At 38.8% G+C, this 19,279-nt stretch carries 15 protein-coding genes, 1 pseudogene and 1 riboswitch; of the genes and pseudogenes, 9 read left to right on the top strand and 7 right to left on the bottom strand.

From position 1 onward, the window contains the following. Positions 1-518: 518 nt before the first annotated feature. The gene (locus ACGLYD_RS02995) at positions 519-2,147 is read right to left on the bottom strand and encodes an ABC transporter substrate-binding protein (protein WP_340741665.1); all 1,629 of its coding nucleotides are present in this window, start codon (positions 2,145-2,147) and stop codon (positions 519-521) included. A gap of 433 nt (positions 2,148-2,580) precedes the next feature. Here ACGLYD_RS02995 and ACGLYD_RS02990 point away from each other — a divergent pair, with 433 nt between their 5' ends. The 4 genes from ACGLYD_RS02990 to ACGLYD_RS02975 all read left to right on the top strand — a co-directional run bounded on the left by ACGLYD_RS02990 (position 2,581) and on the right by ACGLYD_RS02975 (position 7,860). Then, positions 2,581-3,195, top strand: coding sequence for a YIP1 family protein (locus tag ACGLYD_RS02990; protein ID WP_342537754.1), 615 nt, complete (start codon positions 2,581-2,583; stop codon positions 3,193-3,195). A gap of 736 nt (positions 3,196-3,931) precedes the next feature. Beyond that, positions 3,932-5,908 carry a methyl-accepting chemotaxis protein gene (locus ACGLYD_RS02985; protein ID WP_399631261.1) on the top strand — a complete coding sequence of 659 codons (1,977 nt, stop codon included), beginning with the start codon at positions 3,932-3,934 and terminating at the stop codon, positions 5,906-5,908. A gap of 1,067 nt (positions 5,909-6,975) precedes the next feature. Further along, positions 6,976-7,395 carry a DUF948 domain-containing protein gene (locus tag ACGLYD_RS02980; RefSeq protein ID WP_067206802.1) on the top strand — a complete coding sequence of 140 codons (420 nt, stop codon included), beginning with the start codon at positions 6,976-6,978 and terminating at the stop codon, positions 7,393-7,395. 15 nt (positions 7,396-7,410) lie between these two features. Then, a complete protein-coding gene (locus tag ACGLYD_RS02975; RefSeq protein ID WP_338653200.1) occupies positions 7,411-7,860 on the top strand; it encodes a DUF948 domain-containing protein in 450 nt (149 codons plus the stop codon). Positions 7,861-7,907: 47 nt separating this feature from the next. Here the strand turns inward: ACGLYD_RS02975 and ACGLYD_RS02970 are convergent, their stop codons facing one another. The 4 genes and pseudogenes from ACGLYD_RS02970 to ACGLYD_RS02955 all read right to left on the bottom strand — a co-directional run bounded on the left by ACGLYD_RS02970 (position 7,908) and on the right by ACGLYD_RS02955 (position 10,071). Beyond that, complete coding sequence (locus tag ACGLYD_RS02970) at positions 7,908-8,441, bottom strand: DUF948 domain-containing protein (protein WP_082786505.1); 534 nt, start codon at positions 8,439-8,441, stop codon at positions 7,908-7,910. Positions 8,442-8,468: 27 nt separating this feature from the next. Beyond that, a complete protein-coding gene (locus ACGLYD_RS02965; protein WP_354313687.1) occupies positions 8,469-8,885 on the bottom strand; it encodes a DUF948 domain-containing protein in 417 nt (138 codons plus the stop codon). A 141-nt stretch (positions 8,886-9,026) separates the two neighbouring features. After that, positions 9,027-9,119: pseudogene (locus ACGLYD_RS02960) on the bottom strand (hypothetical protein); the annotation flags it as partial. A gap of 196 nt (positions 9,120-9,315) precedes the next feature. After that, a complete protein-coding gene (locus ACGLYD_RS02955; RefSeq protein ID WP_342537752.1) occupies positions 9,316-10,071 on the bottom strand; it encodes an NRDE family protein in 756 nt (251 codons plus the stop codon). Positions 10,072-10,365: 294 nt separating this feature from the next. On the opposite strand from ACGLYD_RS02955, the gene ACGLYD_RS02950 reads away from it, so the two are divergent. The 5 genes from ACGLYD_RS02950 (at position 10,366) to ACGLYD_RS02930 (ending at position 14,432) form a co-directional block, all read left to right on the top strand. Beyond that, complete coding sequence (locus ACGLYD_RS02950; protein ID WP_067206789.1) at positions 10,366-10,737, top strand: hypothetical protein; 372 nt, start codon at positions 10,366-10,368, stop codon at positions 10,735-10,737. A 96-nt stretch (positions 10,738-10,833) separates the two neighbouring features. Beyond that, positions 10,834-11,460 carry a LysE family translocator gene (locus ACGLYD_RS02945; RefSeq protein ID WP_342537751.1) on the top strand — a complete coding sequence of 209 codons (627 nt, stop codon included), beginning with the start codon at positions 10,834-10,836 and terminating at the stop codon, positions 11,458-11,460. Positions 11,461-12,135: 675 nt separating this feature from the next. Beyond that, the gene (locus ACGLYD_RS02940; protein WP_354313689.1) at positions 12,136-12,564 is read left to right on the top strand and encodes an Rrf2 family transcriptional regulator; all 429 of its coding nucleotides are present in this window, start codon (positions 12,136-12,138) and stop codon (positions 12,562-12,564) included. A gap of 138 nt (positions 12,565-12,702) precedes the next feature. Then, complete coding sequence (locus tag ACGLYD_RS02935; protein ID WP_399631254.1) at positions 12,703-13,344, top strand: NAD(P)-dependent oxidoreductase; 642 nt, start codon at positions 12,703-12,705, stop codon at positions 13,342-13,344. A 23-nt stretch (positions 13,345-13,367) separates the two neighbouring features. After that, positions 13,368-14,432, top strand: coding sequence for an LLM class flavin-dependent oxidoreductase (locus ACGLYD_RS02930; protein ID WP_340741658.1), 1,065 nt, complete (start codon positions 13,368-13,370; stop codon positions 14,430-14,432). An 822-nt stretch (positions 14,433-15,254) separates the two neighbouring features. Here the strand turns inward: ACGLYD_RS02930 and ACGLYD_RS02925 are convergent. After that, a complete protein-coding gene (locus ACGLYD_RS02925; RefSeq protein WP_399633085.1) occupies positions 15,255-16,535 on the bottom strand; it encodes an acetylornithine deacetylase in 1,281 nt (426 codons plus the stop codon). Between the two features lie 211 nt (positions 16,536-16,746). Next, a riboswitch (TPP riboswitch) is annotated at positions 16,747-16,849 on the bottom strand. A gap of 18 nt (positions 16,850-16,867) precedes the next feature. After that, the gene (locus ACGLYD_RS02920; RefSeq protein WP_399631251.1) at positions 16,868-19,054 is read right to left on the bottom strand and encodes an S-layer homology domain-containing protein; all 2,187 of its coding nucleotides are present in this window, start codon (positions 19,052-19,054) and stop codon (positions 16,868-16,870) included. Positions 19,055-19,279: the final 225 nt, after the last annotated feature.

The following is a 19,279-nucleotide window of genomic DNA, read 5'->3' as shown; positions in this document are numbered from 1 at the left end:
CACTTCCAACCACATCCCTTGGGGAGGAATTGTAATTCATTCCTCCTCGGCCATTCTGTTGCGATTATCTGTCCGTCGCGAACCTACAATGTTCAGGTGTTAATGCAACTACTTTAGAAGATGAAAATTCGGGCACTCCATCGATTTTAATAAAGCCTCTTTGCTTAATTTAGCAAAGATTATACAAGTAACAGTGTGACACTGCCTTAAACTCGAAAAGGTAATATTAAAAAGATGGGGTAAGTAGCCAAAATTGCATCTTTGGCTGCTCCATCCTGGATAGGAAAGTAGCTATTCACTCGTTCCCAAAAGCTTCAGTACTAAGTGTACCTATATCTTTGGGGAACGAAGGACGAACGGCAACCCTACACAGCAAGAAATCCCGATAATTGTATAGTAGTCGTTCACCACAAAGCAATACGAATACACCTGTATATTGGGCGTCTTGTGTCTTATCACAATCGTAAGCGGTATCTCCTGGTTAACTTTGGTTAATCAACACTTGAGACCTTTTACCATTATTTATTTAAATAGATTTTAGCGAAATTATCATTTTCCATTGGATGAGCCTCAAAACCTTCAACATAATCGGCAAGGCCAATAGGCGGTGTTGTATGAGCTATTGTTACCCATGGAGCATCTTCATGGAATATTTCCTGCGCCTTTTTATACAATTTAATTCGTTCTTCTTGATCGAAAGTTTCACGAGCTTGTTGCAATAAAGATGTAAATTCTTCATTTTTATAAAAAGCACGATTACTAGCGGGTTTCTCAGTGTTAGTGCTACTTAAATTCGGAGATAAGAAATTGTCTGGATCGGCCATCACACCTGTCCAACCGTACATTGCCATCGTATGCTCACCGTTTCCTGTTTTCTCAAGATACGTAGCCCACTCATAGGTTTTGATTTCAGCTTCAATACCAATCGCTTGTAAATTTGCTTGAATCACTTCAGCCGTTTTTAAAGGCTGCGGCATATATGGTCTTGGGTTACTCATTGCCCATATCTCTGTTTTAAACCCATCGGGATACCCGGCTTCCACCAATAATTTCTTCGCATCTTCAGGATTATATGGATAATCCACAATATCATCATTGTATCCCCAAAGTGATGGTGGTATTGGATTCTTCGCCACTTCGGCATAGCCATTATAGAATGCATCTACTAACCCTTTCTTATCAATAGCCATATTAATCGCTTGACGCACTTTTACATTATCAAACGGTGCCTTTTCCGTATTAAATACCATGAAACCATTATTAAAACTTGGTCGTTTGACCAGTTTTAAACTGTCATTCGCTTCGACTGTATCAGCATCACTAGGGTTCATACCATCAATGATATCTACCTCTCCAGATAATAAGCCATTTAAGCGAGCAGAGTTATCAGGAAGTACCGTGAAAATTATTTTATCCAAAAGTGGTTGACCTTCAATATAGTAATTTTCGTTCGCCTTTAATACAATTTTGTCATTACGTGTCCAACTTTCGAATTCAAATGGCCCCGTACCTACGGGATGTTCAATGAATTTCTCATTGTACTTTTCAATCGCCGCTGGACTTGCCATACCAAACATCGGAATTGCCAAATAGCTAATAAAAGGAGCTGTCTTTTCTATCAATTTAATTTCAACAGTTGAATTATCGATTGCCTTTACATGTTCAATTTTGTGATTTGGTTCCCCTTTAAATCCTCCATAGAGGAACGGATAATATGTAAAATCCCCAATATGATAAGGATTCTGTGGATCCATCCAACGGTCGAAATTGAAAACGACTGCATCGGCATTGAAATCTGTCCCATCGTGAAACTTAATACCGTTTTTAAGATGAATTGTCCACGTTAACCCATCATCAGCCGTTTCGAAAGATTCCGCCAATTTAGGTTGTAATTCCAACTTCTCATCGTATTCAAATAATGTTTCAAAAATAGCATGTGTAACCCGTATCGATTCGCCGTCCGTTACATTAATTGGATCTAGCCCTACAGAATCCGCACCTCGAGCATAAACTAACGAACCGCCTGCTTTAACTGCCCCATCCTTATTTTCTTCTTTTGAATCTTTCTTATTATCTTCTGAACAAGCCGTAAGTACTAGTAATAGTACCACTAGAATACTAGTCAACCTAAAAGCTTTCCTTTTCACTATAATTCCCCCTTTATTTCAACGGGATAAAAAGTAATATGTGTAGACTCTATGCAGAATGAATTCAGCTCAGTTCACATAACAATTATCTGTATTTTAATCCGATTGATTATACTGATTTATCTTATATAACTATTTTCTACTCGTCAAGGTCACTTTTATTGGTTATATAGGTTGAAATAAAGTATCCCATTGTTAGGCGCCTTCGTTCGGTTTATATGGTATTCATTTGTTCAACATATTTAGCACGATTTCCCCCAGTAGAGTAATGGTAAATAGTGACCTGCACTGGGTTGCATCTCATACAATATAAATAATAGAGATGACTATCGATTCGTCATTTTCAGTCAACTAATATACAGACATACTAATTTTCAAATATATAAAAAAGAAAAGTGGATCATGAAAACTGACGGAAAGGAGCAATTTAAGAATGAATCCGCTATTTTCGATTTGGTCACAGCCAAGCACCACAATTCGATACATTATTGGTCATAAATCAATGATGTATCCATTTATCCTAATTTCCATTTCCGCGCTTATCAATAGCATTATGGCATTTGCAGACTTAGGCCTTTTTAACGGTTTGTCATTATTTACAACACTTGTTGTCGTTCTTTTTTCTAGCTTGCTTTCAGGGCTGGCAGGCTGGGGAGTTGTTATAGTTGCGTATACGTGGATTGGTAAATTATTAGGTGGAACAGGGACAATGCGGAAAATGGGCCTTGCAACCGGAGCCAGTGCAATTCCTATGATTTGGACAGCGCCTATAGGAGTCATTGCAATTTCCCTCTACGGACAGCAGCTTTTCGCTACTCCAACAGGCCCGTTAGGTACGAATATGTCCGTAGGCTTCTTCTTCTTTCAAACCTGGATTATGTTAGCTATTTCTATTTTCGGGCTTGTTGTCGAGAGTAAAGCAATTGGAATTGTTCACAACTTCTCTGCATGGCGCGGATTTGGCACAATGATGTTATTTATGTGTTTTATAGTCGTTATTTCAATCATTATCCTTGGATCCATATTTTCAATACTTCTTGCTATGTAGTCGGTACTTAACAAATAGACTGTTCTTCCAACAACGCTTTGTCGCATGGTGATGGCCTCACGTAATAAGCTCGCCAGAAGATCACATAGGAGGGATTGAACTGCATCCCTCCTTGATCTTATTGCTCCAGCGCCTGTAGTATGCGGATGTGCAGCCTTTCATTAGTGGCGCTCCTTCGCTAGATTTGTTCGTTATACGGGTGAGGTATAACATCTAGTAACTCCAAATAAATAGTGCCGAATTTATAGTATTTAATCCGAAGGTTACCTACCTTTAAAATAACTACTGACTAAACGACAAACTTCTATGTTTCCCACCAAATGACGCTATTACTCTAGTAAATTGGTTCACTATTAAAATTGCATTACTTTTCTAGTCAAATAAATAAGCCTTTATTTTTCCATTTGAATTGCATTAATTTCATCCATATAAATGTATTTTAACCGAATCCCCTTTTGGTACTATTGCATTCTCAACTAATATCACAAAAAATATCCCCCTCGTTTCAGTATAAATTTTTTCTTCTACTCTCCTATTTATTATTTTAAAATAATTAATCAAACCATATAGAATATTATGACATGTTCAATTCTTTCGTTTAGTAGTATGCTAAAGTTAGTGGATAAATATGATTCCTTAGTTCTACGTATATCCACGTAGTCACCTGAGCAATCAAGCACTATTATCCCTATTTCCAAAGACTTAAAACACAAAGTTAGAGAAAGAGGTTAGCTGGATGAAAAAAATCTTAATGGGCCTGCGAAACATTAAAACGAAACTAATTACATCTTTTGCAATCGTATTAATTATCCCTGCAATTATTATTGGAGCACTGGCTTATATGACGGCCAAAGACGCGGTTAAATCTGAGATATTGGCTGGTTTCACTGAAAATATCAACTTATTAAATTCAACAATTGATAATACGATGCAACTAAAAACACATGATATAAATACCTTTTCTACAAATATAACTTCAAGGCTATACCAGGGAGATAGTAGTCCTGAACTACGCGAAATCTTCACTCAGTACATAGAACTACATCCGGAAGCCGAAATCATCTATATAGGTACTGACAAAGGTTTATTTATACAAGAACCTGATGTAGGGATTCCTGCGGATTACGACCCTAGAAAAAGACCCTGGTATATAGAGGCAATGGACAAAAAAGGTGAAGTCATTATTTCCGATCCCTATATTTCGGCGAGTACAAATGAAATGGTTGTTACCCTTTCACAGGTAATAAAAGATGGTTCTGGGGTTGCGGCAGTAGATATCAACTTGAATCATTTACAAAATATAACCAATAAAGTAAAAATAGGTAAATCAGGATATGCCGTTCTAATAGACAAAAGTAAAAAATATATCACGCACCCTACCGAAGCTGCCGGAAATGAAGTAAATATTGGCTTATCCGATAAACTTTATGCTCAGGAAATCGGACAGTTTGACGCTAAGTTCGATGGTGAAGAAAGATTAACGGCTTTCGTAACCAATGAGTTAACCGGTTGGAAGCTCGCGGGATCTGTAGCCACCTCAGAGATTAATGCTGCAGCATTACCTATTCTACAAAGGACCGCTTTGATCATCTTGCTTGCGATCATTATAGGAGCGATAACTGTTTACTTTATTATTAAATCCATCATTAATCCAATCAAAGATCTAAAAGAAAAAGCGATTACAATAAGCCAAGGAGACTTAACACAGCATATCGATGTGCAAACTAACGATGAAATCGGACATTTAGGACAAGCATTTAACGACATGCAGGAAAGTCTCAGAACGTTAATTAAAAACGTTGAAAAGAGTGCAGAATTAGTAGCATCCTCTGCTGAAGAGTTATCGGCAAGTGCGGAACAAACAAGCGATGCTACAGAACAAGTGGCAACTTCCATTCAAGAAGTAGCACATAGTGCAGAAATGCAAACAGATGGTGTAGACTCCGCTGCACATGCATTAGCTGCGATTTCTATTGATGTCACGCAAATTGCAGAAAGTTCTACAATGGCTTCTGAACTATCTTATCGTGCAACGACTGAAGCTGAAATAGGTGGTCAAGCGGTCACAGATACGGTTAATCAAATGACATCAATTCATAAATCTGTTATTGAATCGAACACAATCACCAAATCATTGCATGAGCGATCTAAGGAAGTGCGTTCGATTTTGGATGTAATTACAGATATTGCGGGACAAACAAACCTTCTTGCTTTGAATGCCGCTATTGAAGCTGCAAGAGCTGGTGAACATGGTAAAGGATTTGCTGTTGTAGCTGATGAAGTTCGTAAACTAGCGGAACAATCTCAGAACTCTGCAAAAGAAATCCGTGAAATCGTGGAAGGCATTCAAGTAGATACAGAGAACTCCGTTGAAATCATGGAACGTATTACGGAAAATGTACAAGAAGGTGTAGATGTATCAAATGAAGCCATTGAGAAATTCAATCACATCATTCACAGTATGAAAGAGATCACACCTCAAATGGAAGAAGTCTCGGCCACTGCTCAAAGAGTAGCCGGCGCTGTTCAAGGAGTCACTATCACGGCAAATGAAATTGCAAACAGCGCGCAAGGCAATGCAGCTGCTTCCCAAGAAGTAGCTGCATCTTCAGAGGAGCAGCTAGCTTCGATGGAGGAAATTTCTTCATCGGCTGAATCACTATCCTTTATGGCAGAAGAATTAAAAGAATTGATTTCCAAGTTTAAGTATTAATAAACCTTAGATTTCTTCATGATTAAAAGCTCAACTTTCTCTTGTATGAATAGAGAAAGTTGAGCTTTTATCACGTCTATTAATTAACCAATAGTAACCAGTGAATATCATGATCAGCTACTGGGCGCTACGTGAATAGTTGACTTTGGATTGCTTTGGATAGAATGACTTCTATACGATTACCGAGATGCCTGGATGTGTAGGGGTGCGACTTTGTCGAATCCCTACACATTTTTTCGGTAATCGTATGAAGGACCTTTATCCGTCGTGCTCCAAATCCATAAGTACTCGTAGTGCTGAATCTTTTTTGGACGAAAAAATAGAGGGGCATCTACCTGGATAAAAGCCGCCAAAGATGCAATTTTGGCGGCTGATGCTTCCTATATGGTTTTCACTTTTTTATTAAAGATGTGTCAGTTTCTATAAGACATCACATGAATTAGATGCATAATCTTTACTAAAAGTAAGCAAGGTACGCATTGTACAACGTGCAAGAGTGCCCGAAATTGCATCTTCGGGCACTTACACTCTCTATAGAAAGTCATCTATTCACTTCATTCAAACATAACTGCATTTTTCACTTGAACATTGTAGGGACGCGACAGGCAACAATTCACAACAGGATTACTGAAAAATGTGTGGCTAGAAGTGACGGAGACACTTCTAGCCACACTAGGACCCCTCAGTAAATCTGTCATGAATAGTTAACCGAAAGCGGGCCGAAAATAGTCCAGTGAAAATCAAGGTCATTAAGCCCTACTCACCAGTATTTTATGCAACTAAATGGTTAATCAACAGACGTAAGTTTTTATCTTACTATGCTCTATAGCTTATTTGAACCTCCCCTCCGCCTACCCTAAATGACAACTCCAAAATCCGAGTTCAACTGCATCCAAACTGTTGTAAGTGTTTAGTGAGGGCTGTATAGTGGTAGAAAAGAGATAAAGATAATTTACTATATATATTGAACAAATGAATCTCTATATAAACTCAGCGAAGGCGCCGCAGCAGATTCAATGGAATTCTTTATATCAACATATATAGTCCGAATTGGAGATGAAGTATTAATGGAAATTCTTTTATATGTAAGTGCCCTCATTGCATCCTTATCCTTATTGCTTATTGTCATTTTTGTTATCATCACATTAAAAAGTGCAAAACAGACCATGGGAGAGGTTTCAGAAACACTGAAACGGGTTGAGACGAAACTCACTGGCATCACTGAACAATCCGAGCAATTGATGGAAAAGACGAACCGAATTGCCGATGATGCGGAAAACAAACTACAAACATTGAATAGCTTATCCGACTCTGCAAAAAAACTTGGAAACTCCACGGATCATATGAACAGATCGATTCTTGCGATTTCGGATGATGTTGCTACACCTCCCGAAAAATATCGTGATTTTATGGAGAAAGCAACGGTTCTAACTGAGACAGCGGCACGGGTTTATTACCGTTTTCAAAAGGAAAAGCATAAAAATTAAATGAGGTGATTCAATATGGATTGGTTAGGTATTGGTGTACTCATTATCGGAATCGCATTTGCTATACTCGTCATTTATTTATTGAAACCGATTAAAAAACTAGCGTCTGTACTTGGAAGCCTCCAACAGACAACAGATCGTCTGCCAAAGGTATTAGACGATGTAACAAGCCAAGCCACGACCGTACTTCAAGCAAGCAATACGACACTCGCTAACGTCAATCAACAAGTAACTGATATTAGTCCAGTATTCCACATTATCGGAGAGGTAGGTAAAGAGGCAGAAAAGTTCACATCCGCTGCTCTTGATAAAACAACTTCGTTAAAACAACAAACTACTGGCGCAAAGGAATTTGTGACAAGCAAAAAGTATGAAGGTATCTTTGGCCTACTGTCATTCCTATTCTTCCTTTCACAGAAGAGACACGAAATCTCAGAAAAAATGCCTAAAACAAATTCAAATTAAGCAAATAAAAATCGTGTGAAGGGAATCTTAATCCCTCCACACGATTTTTATTCTCCCCTACTAACAGCCTCTTTTGCTTCTTCTTTCATCTTATTAATAGCAATTGTATGTTTCTCACCTTCGCTATACAAGTTTTTCCCAAGAATTACACCAGACCGTTTTTTAGCCATTTTAGTTTTTCTCATTGTATAGAATCCGAGAGCGGCAGTACCATATAAACCACCCAATCTCTTATCCTGCTTGTCTCTATCTGCTTCGCTCATTTTATTCTTAGCGGAAGCAGTCAAATCGACAAGTGAAGATGACAATATCCTTGTAGACTCACCAACATCACCGACGATATGAAACAAAGGTGACAGCGTTCCAAGCTTTTCATTGACATCAGCAAGAGTGTTATTACTATTTTGGATTAAGTTCCCTGTCTCCTGTAAGATGCCGTCCAATTGAGTTGGTAGTTGTTCAATTGTCTTATCAACACCATTTAAAATAGAAGCAACATTATTCAATACGCGTGCGAGATAAATGGCAAGTACCAATAACGCGATTCCAATCAGCAATACGCCGATTCCCATTAAATCCATATCCATCCCTCATTTCAATTTTTTAAATTAAGTACGTTTTCCACGTTGCCAAGAAGTTAATAGGCTTGAAGCGAATTCAGAAAACTGAATGACGCGCACGAACGGTTTTATCCCCGGCAATGAAGAGTTTTGTGCATAGCGCTCAGTTCGCACTTCCAATTCCTCACCCAATAATGATGACGAATCCCCAACATGCTTGACCGTATAAAAAACACTATTTAATGCCAGTGATTTTTCTTCAATATCTGTTGCCGTAGTATTTGCCTCCGCAATCGTTCGTTCCAATTCAATAACCGACTTATCCAGTTTAGTTTCAAACGTACTGACAGTCTTTCCAACAGTCCCAATGATACCTGACACGCGGAAAAGCAATTTTGCAAAGTATACTGAAACAAGCGCAAACGCGATTGCTACGATAAACACGCTAATATGTATGAAAGCCATTTATCTGCAGCTCCTTCCTTCTCATTTTATACCACTTAGACATGGCCCATGAAACATAAGTATTTTTATGATTAATCAGAAGTTAAAAATCAATCCTTTCTACCTAATCACAAACAACCACTTTATCTCATTCTAACAGATTTATTCTGCATCCCAATTCCAATACGTAATTTCACCTAATGAAACGCAATGAATTCCTTTTAATTCTTGCAGTTTCATTAATTCTTTGACTGGACCTGTAACAACCGCACCGTTCGCTTGGAAACCCTGGTCCCTAAAATGGTCGTACTTCTATAAAATGTTAGGGTCTATTTTGAGCTTTCTATAGCTTTTTCAATTAAGACTGAAAAATGTTTCCGATCAACTGAATCGATTGGCAACTTGCACACTAGATATTCGGAATTCTGTATATGTATTTGTGGTAAATACATCAGATGAAATACTTCCTTTCATTCGCCAATTCTCCGTTTACAAAAGTACGCTCAACGAAAGTAATGCTTTGATCATGCCCTACTAACAAAACAGTAGACGAACGGGTTCCATAATTAGGAGTTTTGATGAAGAGCGGTGATAGTTGCCGTTCGAGGTCCAAGCCTACCCCCGTATTCGGCAATAGTGCATCTGGCGCGACGTCAGCATCAGAAATGAGTTCGAACAGTGCATCAGTATCAATAATAGCGTGTTCCAATACATAATCCCGAAGTGTAGTTCTCCCCTTCACCACTTTCGGCCAAGCAGTGTTTAGAAATTGATTGCTCAAACCATGTGTCCCTGCGGATACTTCCATAATTTCTGGTTGCTTATTGGAAAAGTAGAATAAGGAATCAGCATCACCAACGAGAATGTTGAATCCTGCATAATCATCTTTTCTCTCTTTTAACGTTTCGAGGAAAACTTCGGGCGACACGTTCCCCGCCAAAAAATTTGTGACGATATCCCCCCGCGTTTTTTTGTCGGCATTAGCTTCTCCCGGATCACGGTAATTCGTCAATGCTGCAAATCGACCAGACTTCGTTATACCGAGCCAAGTCCCCATATGCAATAAATCACGTCCTGCCAATATATCAGGCTGATCCGTCCAAAATTCTGCGGAAGCTGTCGGACGTTCATAAAACTCATCTCGATTCGCGGCTACAATCAATTTGTACGTCGGATGTTCATCGTAATGAAAATTAATCAGACACACTTTCTCACGTCCTTTTAACCTTTATTATACATTGAATCAATACTAAGTTTCTGAACAATGATGTAACATATATTCATTCGGTTAGAAATTGACAAAAGACTAAATTTTCGTTCACACTAGTAATAATCTATGCTCCTTTTGATAGTGTAGGGCACTGATTGAGTCATCATTTCCCTCTCTACAATTGGTATTTTTTATTTTTCTGCAAGTAATTTAGATATAGCAATCAATTGTTTTACATATTTCCACTAATAATTCAGTGGGTACCTTAGATTTAGGAGGTGAATTAAAACTATGATGTTAGAAATTAAAAATAAAAAAACATTGAACAAAGCTAAAATTACAACCTTTATATTTTACACTATTTTTTTCACACTGCTTGTAGGTTGTAAACAGAGTAGCACAGATTGGGCATTCCATTTTGTAGTATGGAACGAAGATATATACGAAATTGATAAATCGGTTATTGTTGATGTAGAGAAAGAAATTGGCACGGTGAAAAAGTATGTAGAAAATGAAGGATACTATAAAGGGGTTTTTTCAAATTTCGTTCCAAAAGGTACAAAGTTATATAAGATAAAAGATATAAATGTTAACGAAGCAATAGCAGTAGAGTTAGATGGCTATTATATTGAAGCGAGAAACCAGGGAAAGTATGGAGAATAAAAAAAGGCATTTGGCACTAATGCAATTCGGAATTTTGTCTGTACCAGCGGTCTTAAATTTAGTTTGTTTATTAAAATAGTCGAAAGGGGTGGTGAAATGCTTGATATCTCTACTTTGAGCGCATTTATTATCGTCGTCATCGGATTGTTTTTGATACCAGGACCTGCTGTCTTATTAACAATTACCCGGGCGGCACAGGGAGGTCGTAAAACCGGAATCATGACTGGACTTGGCATAGCAACAGGTGATTTCATTCATACGTTATTTTCTGCTGTCGGATTTTCAGCAATCCTAATGACTTCCGCGGTTGCTTTCAATGCTGTGAAATTCGCGGGAGCGTCCTATTTATTATATATGGGTATTCGGGCGATTTTGGCAAAAGCTTCGACAACCAAGATGCCTGATATTTCACAGGTGTCAGCATCACGCGCTTACGGGCATGGTATTTTGGTGGAAGCTTTGAATCCGAAAACTGCTCTTTTCTTTTTAGCTTTTTTCCCACAATTCGTAAAGCCGGAAAATGGGTCAACCTTTATCCAATTTCTAATTCTAGGCATTATTTTCGTTGCATTGAGTATGATCTATACAACAATTTTGGCAATTGGTACGGGTACGATTGGGCGACTGATGAAGCCGAGATTAGGGATTGGCCGGTGGGGCGGAAAAATTTTAGGATTAGTTTATATCGGCATTGGTTTTAAAGTCATTTTTCAAAGTCGTTAACACTTTATTGGTCTAGATAACTACATTTTTCAATAAGAGGTTTCGTGAAGTTAACAAGAACCGGGTCTCTAAAACTTGTTTAGTATAAGTCCCTAAAATCATAATTTCCAGCTCTGTATCAAGATCAAACACCCTATATTATGTTGAACAAATAAATATGGCGTATGCACTTTACAAGGCTTTTGGGAGGCTGTTGAAAAGTCTGATACCTAGCATAAAATAGAACTCCTACCAATACCGCTTCGACGCTTTGTGGATGCCTCCCGCGATAAGCCAGAAAGAAGACCCCTTTCAGTCTTATCGCTTCGGCTACCACGAAGACGCGCCTTCGCTGGATGTTCTATGTGAGAAAGCGCATTTCATTAGCTGTGATGAAATCTGCAAGTTGGAGTACGTCTTTCTTTAATATAATTAGTATCAACTAGTAATCACCTTATTATCTCAGCATATACATCTCAAAATTACATTTCTCTCGATAATGAATACCCTAGCGCAGGCGCGACAAAGGGGTCGCCGAAGCCGTAAGACTGGATGCGAAGCGATATCCAGGCTTACGGCGAAAGGCATCCCCAAAGCGCCAAGCGTTCTACAATCCACACCCCATCACTTGAAGAATAACAATTGACAATCAATACGCGTTGTAACTATAATGATTACACCGGGAGGTTACTTGCAATGAAAATCAGTAGTCGCTTTACAGTTGCAGTTCATATTCTATCCCTCGTGGCGATTGAAAGTAACGAGCTTTGTACTTCGGAATGGATTGCAGAAAGTGTGAATACAAATCCTGTAGTCATACGAAGAATAATTGGTAAACTAAGAAATGTAGGACTTATTCAAGTTCGGCAAGGTCTTGGGGGAGCTACGCTTCAAAAACCTTTAAAAGATATTACTTTACTCGATGTGTACAGAGCAGTCGAAGTCGTTGAAGAAGGCGAGCTTTTTCAATTTCATGAAAAACCAAATCCAAATTGCCCGGTTGGCGCCAACATTGAGGCAGTTCTTGAGCTGATTTTACTTCGAGCTCAAGAAGCAATGGAATCTGTGTTACATGAAATTACGATGGAAGAATTAGTATCGGTATTAACACAAAAAATCGGATAGTTCATTCGATTTTTTAGCCGCCGCTGTAACTGTAACCATTACAGTTACAGTCGGATTAATTATAGCCAATGGCTTCAAATCACTAGGCGCGCATTATTTTATGTGCATAAAAAAACTAATTTACTGGAGGATTTAAACATGAAAATTGGAATTATCGGAGCTACAGGAAAAGCAGGAAGCCTTATTGTAAAAGAAGCGAATGACCGTGGACACGAAGTAACAGCTATCGTTAGAAATGCAGCAAAACTAACTGAAGAAAATGTTGTCGCCCTCGAAATAGATATATTTAATCTACAAGCTGAAGACCTTCGTCAATTTGATGTTGTTGTAAATGCATTCGGTGCTCCTGCAGGACAGGAACATCTTCATCTAGATGCCGGAAGAGAGTTAATAGAGGTGTTTGAAGGCGCTCCAGAAACAAGATTAATTGTTGTAGGTGGCGCGGGAAGCTTGTTTGTAGATGAAGCAAAAACCATCCGTCTAATTGACACACCGGAATTCCCTGAAGAATACTTTGCAACTGCTTCCAATCAAGGAAAGAACTTAGAAGACCTGCAAAAGACGAGTGGAGTTAAATGGACATTCATTAGCCCAGCAGCATTCTTTAATCCTGAAGGAAAAAGAACGGGTTCGTATCAAAAAGGAAAAAACAATTTAATCGTGAACTCAAAAGGTGACAGCTATGTAAGCTATGCTGACTATGCAATTGCAGTTCTTGATGAAATCGAAAATCCTCAACATATAAATGAACGTTTCACCCTTGTTTCTGAAGCGGAATAACTTAGTTTTAGGAGATGAGAACAATGCAAACAGAAACTAGGAAACCCGGAATTGAAATTGGAATATATACATTTGGGGATCTTGGTCCAGATCCCCTAACTGGAAAAACAATAAGTATTCAACAGCGCCTTCATGAAGTATTGGCTATTGGAAAGCTGACTGAAGAAGCCGGACTTGATATTTTTGGTGTCGGTGAGCATCACCGCTTAGACTACGCCGTATCAGCTCCGCCAGTTGTTCTGGCGGCAGTGGCACAAAACACGAAGCGTATTAAATTGACGAGTGCAACGACTGTTTTGAACACAGTCGACCCTGTTCGCCTATTCGAGGATTTTGCTACACTCGATTTAATTTCGAATGGTCGCGCTGAGATTATTACAGGTCGTGGTGCATTCGTTGAATCTTTTCCGTTATTCGGTCATGACTTAAACAATTATGACGAACTGTTCGATGAAAACATACGACTGCTTCAAGAATTGAATACCAATGAAATCGTCAATTGGAATGGGTCATTCCGTTCGCCTTTAACTAATTCTATGATTGCCCCGCGCCCTGTTCAAAATAAACTGCCGATTTGGGTTGGTGTAGGTGGAACACCTGATAGTGCAATACGAGCTGGAAAACTTGGAACTGGTTTAGCATTAGCTATCCTTGGTGGGGATCCAATTCGTTTCAAACCACTTGTTGATTTGTATCGCCAAGCTGGCATAAGTGCCGGACATCGTGTAGAGGATTTAAAAGTGGCTGTAACAGGACATACGTATATAACAAAGACATCCCAACAAGCGAAAGACGAATTTTATCCTTACTATGCAAATTATTGGGGATATGTGAACAAACAACATGGAATGATTACGAGAATATCCCGCTCTGATTTCAATTATATGGCCAGTCCCGAAACCGGATTATTTGTCGGCAGCCCTCAGCAAATAATTGAGAAGATTCTCCACCAACACGAACTATTTGGACATCAACGATTCATTGCACAAATGGATATCGGCGGCTTGCCGTTTTCTAAAGTCGCAGCGAGTATTGAAATGTTAGCAACACAAGTAGCTCCGATCGTTCGGCGTGAAACGGCTCGTTAAGATTATCCCATGTGAATTTAACTCGAAACATAGCAACCATTTGAAACCGCATCAGAAATAACCCCAATTATTTGGCGATATGCAACAATATACTAGTACTAGATGAATGGAAAGTTTACTTACACTCCCTATTTTTTCGTATTACACCACGTCTGTCGATTAACCAAAATTAACAAAAAAACTTGATCACACACTGGGTACTCTTTGTATAGTTGCATTTGGATTGCTTTGCATTAAACGACTACTATACCATTATCGTGATGTCTAGATGTGAGGGATGCGACTTTGTCGCATCCCTCACATCTTTTTCGGTAATCGTATGGTAGTCCTTCATCCATCGCGTTCCAAATTCATGAGTACACGTAGTTCTGAAGCTTTTTGGGACGAAAGAATCACTGGCTTCTTAATTGAAGAAAAGCCGCCAAAGATGCAATTTTGGCGGCTGAAACTTTCTATATAATTTTTTCTTTTTTTAGTAAAGAAGTGTCACTTTCTATAAGACATCATATGATTAGATGCATACTCTTTGTTAAATGTATGCAAGAAGTACATTATACAACGTGCAAGAGTGCCCGAAATTGCATCTTCGGGCACTTACAATCTCGATAAAAAGTCATCTATTCATTTCTTTCAAACATAACTGCATTTTTCACTTGAACATTGTAGGTACGCGACAGGCAAGTATTCGCAACAGGATTAACGAAAAAAGCGTGGCTCTCGGTAAATATGTCGTGATTATTTCGCCGAAAGCGAACCGGAAATGATCCAGTTAAAATGGGTTTTCGAAGCCCTACTCACCCAGTGTTTTATGCAAATAAATGGTTAATTTACAGACGTGGTATTACACCACTCATTTATAAATATCATAAGCGTCTTGGTAAATACCACTAATTCTTCAATGTTTATCTTTTCATCGACTGAATGTGCCTCTTCCAACTTTCCAGGACCATAGATAACAGTTGGAATTCCTGCTGCACCTAGCCATCCAGCATCTGTTACTGATCTCGACATACCTATTATTGCAGGACTTTTTTCGGTTTGTTCATGACAATGTGCAAGAAGTTGAACAGCTGCATGGTCCGCATTCATTTCAAGCGCCGGAAATATTTCTCCACGTTCTTCAATCATTGATTTTCCACCCCAGCGAAAGTGAATGGGATTTTCTCTTAACCACGTGTCTGCTTTTGCTACATGGTTCAAATGCTCTTCGATTTCTTTTGTTACAGATTGATAGGTTTCATTCGGATAGAAATGAACGGTGATCCAGAGCCGACATTCATCCGCCACAAAAGCTGCATGCCTTCCTCCTTCTATAACTGCTGGATTAATAGTAGTGGCGCCAGGCGCAAAATCCGGATATTTTTTTGTCACAGCCCAGTGACGTTCTAAATCTTGTAATCCAGCAATAACCTTCATCATCTTTTCTATCGCACTAGCCCCATTAACCGAACCGCCTGCATGAAGCATACTCATCCTCATTGCATCATGGAAAACTTCCTTACTTTTAATCGTTATCCAGCCGGTAATCACACCACCCTGACCATGGATTTGACGATCACTGCCATCGACTACAAGTGCAAAGTCTGCTGTATAGCCTTTTTCCATACATGAAAGTGTTCCAGCCTCTCCCGCTTCCTCCCCAATGACAGTCTGAATTTGCAAATCACCTTTCAGTTCCACACCTAGTTCGTTTAATAATTTAACGGCTAGTAAAGTCGCCGCTACTGCACCTTTCATATCGGATGTTCCTCGCCCATATGCGTTGCCATCTTTAGTCGTCAGTTCAAAGACAGGCACAGTCCACTCTGTTTCATACCCCACTTCTGCAACGTCTATATGTCCATTAATGATTAGGCTGTTATATAGGTTTCCATCCGTTCCCTTTTTAATGCCTACAACGTTCGGGTCGCTAGGAAATACATCCCAACTAACCGTTTCAAATTTTTCTTGTTCTAAAAAATCTTGAATATACCGCTGTACGCCTGTTGTATTTCTTGCCGGTGGACTAACTGTCGGGAAACGAACGAGGTCCGCTAGCAATTGCACTAACTCCTCTTGACGTTCATCAACTAGGTTACTAATTCTATTTTCCATTTTACTCATCCATCCCTTATCTATATTTTTGGTAGGTGAATCTATATACGTTGTAATAAAGAATTCCATTGAATTCACTACGGCGCTAGCCCTTGTAATGCGCCTTCGCACAGTTCACTATCTTTATTTCATTTGTTCAACATATATACACTGGAACAGAAAACAGCCGCTTTCCATAATCGGAAGGCGGCTGTTTTCTACGTATATAAAGACATTATGTGTAAAGTTTCAGCTGCTTCCCTACGCTAGTATGAACTAGATCAGGTTCGAAGGGTTTACATCTATGATGTGTCTCAGCCTAAACGGCTCCCCTAGCAGTATCTATTTAGTTTTTTTCTTCTTCACAATGCATCTGTTCTTTCTTCCCCTTTAGGAAGATAGTTTGATAAGTCGATATCACGTAACCCGTTCTTTATTTTAGTTGTGTAACCTAAATTTTCATTCGATAAAAACGAAGCTTTTGAAGCAATCATTTCTTCTAATAAAGGCAAATACGTCGGATCAATATCTTTCCAAAGTTTGTACGAATTTATTAAGTCCTCTAAAGTCAGGTGCTTGTAATCATCGCCTTTATAGTCACGTAATGCGGAAATACGATACCAAATATCGCCATTATCACGAATCCAATCATCTTTATCCGCTACAATCGCTGTTTGTATAGCCTGCGCTGTATCTAAATACTTCTGATCACCGAACTCATTATAAGCCATGAGTAAAACGTTCATACCGCCCAACACATGATTCATAGAGGCATGTGTCGTTACTTGCTGTGCAATCGGGAAGTAATCCGCGATGTAGTAAGACTCGTCATTCACAGGAATGACGTTTCCTTTACTTTTTTGTGAGACTAGTAAGTCAGCATAATTACGCAATGGCTCTTTCGCATTCTCAATTCCAAAATCAGCACCACTATTATAGTAGAAAAGCGCGATTTGCTCATTAAAACGTGTATCAATGAATGGAGCTGTAATGTCATATAAATCTTTCAAATAGGTGCTTGTAACTTCTGTTTCCCAATAATCTTTGTCACCTTTGAAATTCTTCAAGTTAACAAATGAGTTGTAAATTAAGTTCTCAAAATAACGATCCTCTTGCTCATTATATAAAACCAGAGCACGATCTTCTTTTAATAGAAGTAAGTTCCGCCCATATCCTTGCCCTGTATCAGGCATTGGCTCTGTGGTTATCGCCATTTTATTGTATGGGCCACCCGCCGTGTACCAATTATTACGTTTTTTATAATACTTAGCTGACTCAAGCATCCAGCTCTCCATATTCTCTTCATTCGCAAATAATTGGTCATCCGCATTCATATACCACTGATCTACAATGTCATTGCCTTTTGAATTTAACGTATGCACAGATAATAATGTTGTTCCAACCTGAGCATAAGACAGTGCCTCTTTTTCACCGAGCAATTGACGCATGTAACTGTAGCCATCATTCTCATACTCTAATGACAATTGCTTTGACAAATAAGACTGACCAACCATCCGCTCCTTCACTGATCCATCTAGCTTCACAAATTGGAGTAAACCTGTCGGATAGGATGTTGTGTCACTGCCAAAAACGTCTTTATCATTACGTTTAATCTTGTATTTATCATAACGGTTTAGCTCAAATGAAGCCACTTCATTTTCTTTTTGAATGACATCTACTGTTACAGCAGATTCAGTAGGGTTAATGATTTTCGAAAATAAGAAGTAATCGCCATTATCAAATGAACGAACCGTTAACTCAATGGTCGCACCTTCTATACCGATGTCATAAGTGTAAATATTATCTCGTGAAAATGAGTTATCGATTCTCGTATGATTCGTGAAAAGTATATTCTCTGTCGATCTTAGGTAAATCGGATGTTCATCAAATGACACCTTCATTAAATTCACAGCAGAGGGAATCCGAGTAAAATTAGGCGACAGCTCTAAGTTCGTTAATTCATATTTTTTGGTAGTTGCAATGTTCCCCTTCTCCACAAGTACTTGATGCAGAATCACCGCAAAAGTAGCGCGGTCTACTTGTGATCCGTGATTGAATAGACCTTTTTGTATGCCTGGCATAATTCTGTATTGTGGAACTGCGCCTACACTTCCTTTATCCAATGAAATAAGACTTGGCCATTCGATTAATGCACTATCTTGCAAATTAAATGCATCTACTAATGCCAACTCCATTTGCCTACGTGTTAAAGGTTCTTCCATACCAAAAGAATTGCCTGTCACGTCTTTGATTAAAAATTCATATCCCGCTTTTGTAAAAGATTGAGTAGCCTCTCCAACTGTCATTGCTAGATCCGGACGAAATTGCATATCGCCGTAACCCGTCAATATGCCCATTTCTACAAGTTGCATAACTTCATTTTTCGCCCAGTGGCTATTTGGAATATCCGTAAATTTTGCAGCTGTCGTGACGTCTTCTGATTTAACGACTTGAGCTTCTGCCGCGTTAGCTGTTAATCCAACAGTAGCTGACGTCGGTAAAGCTACCGTTAATGCTAAAGCGAGAAACAGTGTATTTATTTTCTTCATTTTTGTTTAAAGCCCTCCTTTAGTTAAAATTAATAACATCAAATTATAGTTAAGTATAATTATAACACTTTTGGATACTATTTTGGAGTTCGTCCACAGGAGAAAGCAAGGCTGAACAATAGCAATTCAATGGAAAAGAAACACCAGTCCATAATCATTGACCTTAGTAACTCTTGAGTGTTAGGGTTTTCACTTGCCAACTAATTCGGCAAACTACAAAGGAGG

The sequence above is a fragment of the Sporosarcina sp. SG10008 genome (assembly GCF_044569405.1).
GTDB classification, from domain to species: domain Bacteria; phylum Bacillota; class Bacilli; order Bacillales_A; family Planococcaceae; genus Sporosarcina; species Sporosarcina psychrophila.
Note: the sequence above shows the minus strand (reverse complement) of the source record. Positions and strands in the feature narration are given on the sequence as shown.

Coding starts and splice junctions, on each gene's coding strand:
- ACGLYD_RS02990 (WP_342537754.1), top strand. CDS start 2,581: ATGAATCCGCTATTTTCGATTTGGTCACAGCCAAGCACCACAATTCGA.
- ACGLYD_RS02985 (WP_399631261.1), top strand. CDS start 3,932: ATGAAAAAAATCTTAATGGGCCTGCGAAACATTAAAACGAAACTAATT.
- ACGLYD_RS02980 (WP_067206802.1), top strand. CDS start 6,976: ATGGAAATTCTTTTATATGTAAGTGCCCTCATTGCATCCTTATCCTTA.
- ACGLYD_RS02975 (WP_338653200.1), top strand. CDS start 7,411: ATGGATTGGTTAGGTATTGGTGTACTCATTATCGGAATCGCATTTGCT.
- ACGLYD_RS02970 (WP_082786505.1), bottom strand. CDS start 8,441: ATGGATTTAATGGGAATCGGCGTATTGCTGATTGGAATCGCGTTATTG.
- ACGLYD_RS02965 (WP_354313687.1), bottom strand. CDS start 8,885: ATGGCTTTCATACATATTAGCGTGTTTATCGTAGCAATCGCGTTTGCG.
- ACGLYD_RS02950 (WP_067206789.1), top strand. CDS start 10,366: ATGATGTTAGAAATTAAAAATAAAAAAACATTGAACAAAGCTAAAATT.
- ACGLYD_RS02945 (WP_342537751.1), top strand. CDS start 10,834: ATGCTTGATATCTCTACTTTGAGCGCATTTATTATCGTCGTCATCGGA.
- ACGLYD_RS02940 (WP_354313689.1), top strand. CDS start 12,136: ATGAAAATCAGTAGTCGCTTTACAGTTGCAGTTCATATTCTATCCCTC.
- ACGLYD_RS02935 (WP_399631254.1), top strand. CDS start 12,703: ATGAAAATTGGAATTATCGGAGCTACAGGAAAAGCAGGAAGCCTTATT.
- ACGLYD_RS02930 (WP_340741658.1), top strand. CDS start 13,368: ATGCAAACAGAAACTAGGAAACCCGGAATTGAAATTGGAATATATACA.
- ACGLYD_RS02925 (WP_399633085.1), bottom strand. CDS start 16,535: ATGAGTAAAATGGAAAATAGAATTAGTAACCTAGTTGATGAACGTCAA.
- ACGLYD_RS02920 (WP_399631251.1), bottom strand. CDS start 19,054: ATGAAGAAAATAAATACACTGTTTCTCGCTTTAGCATTAACGGTAGCT.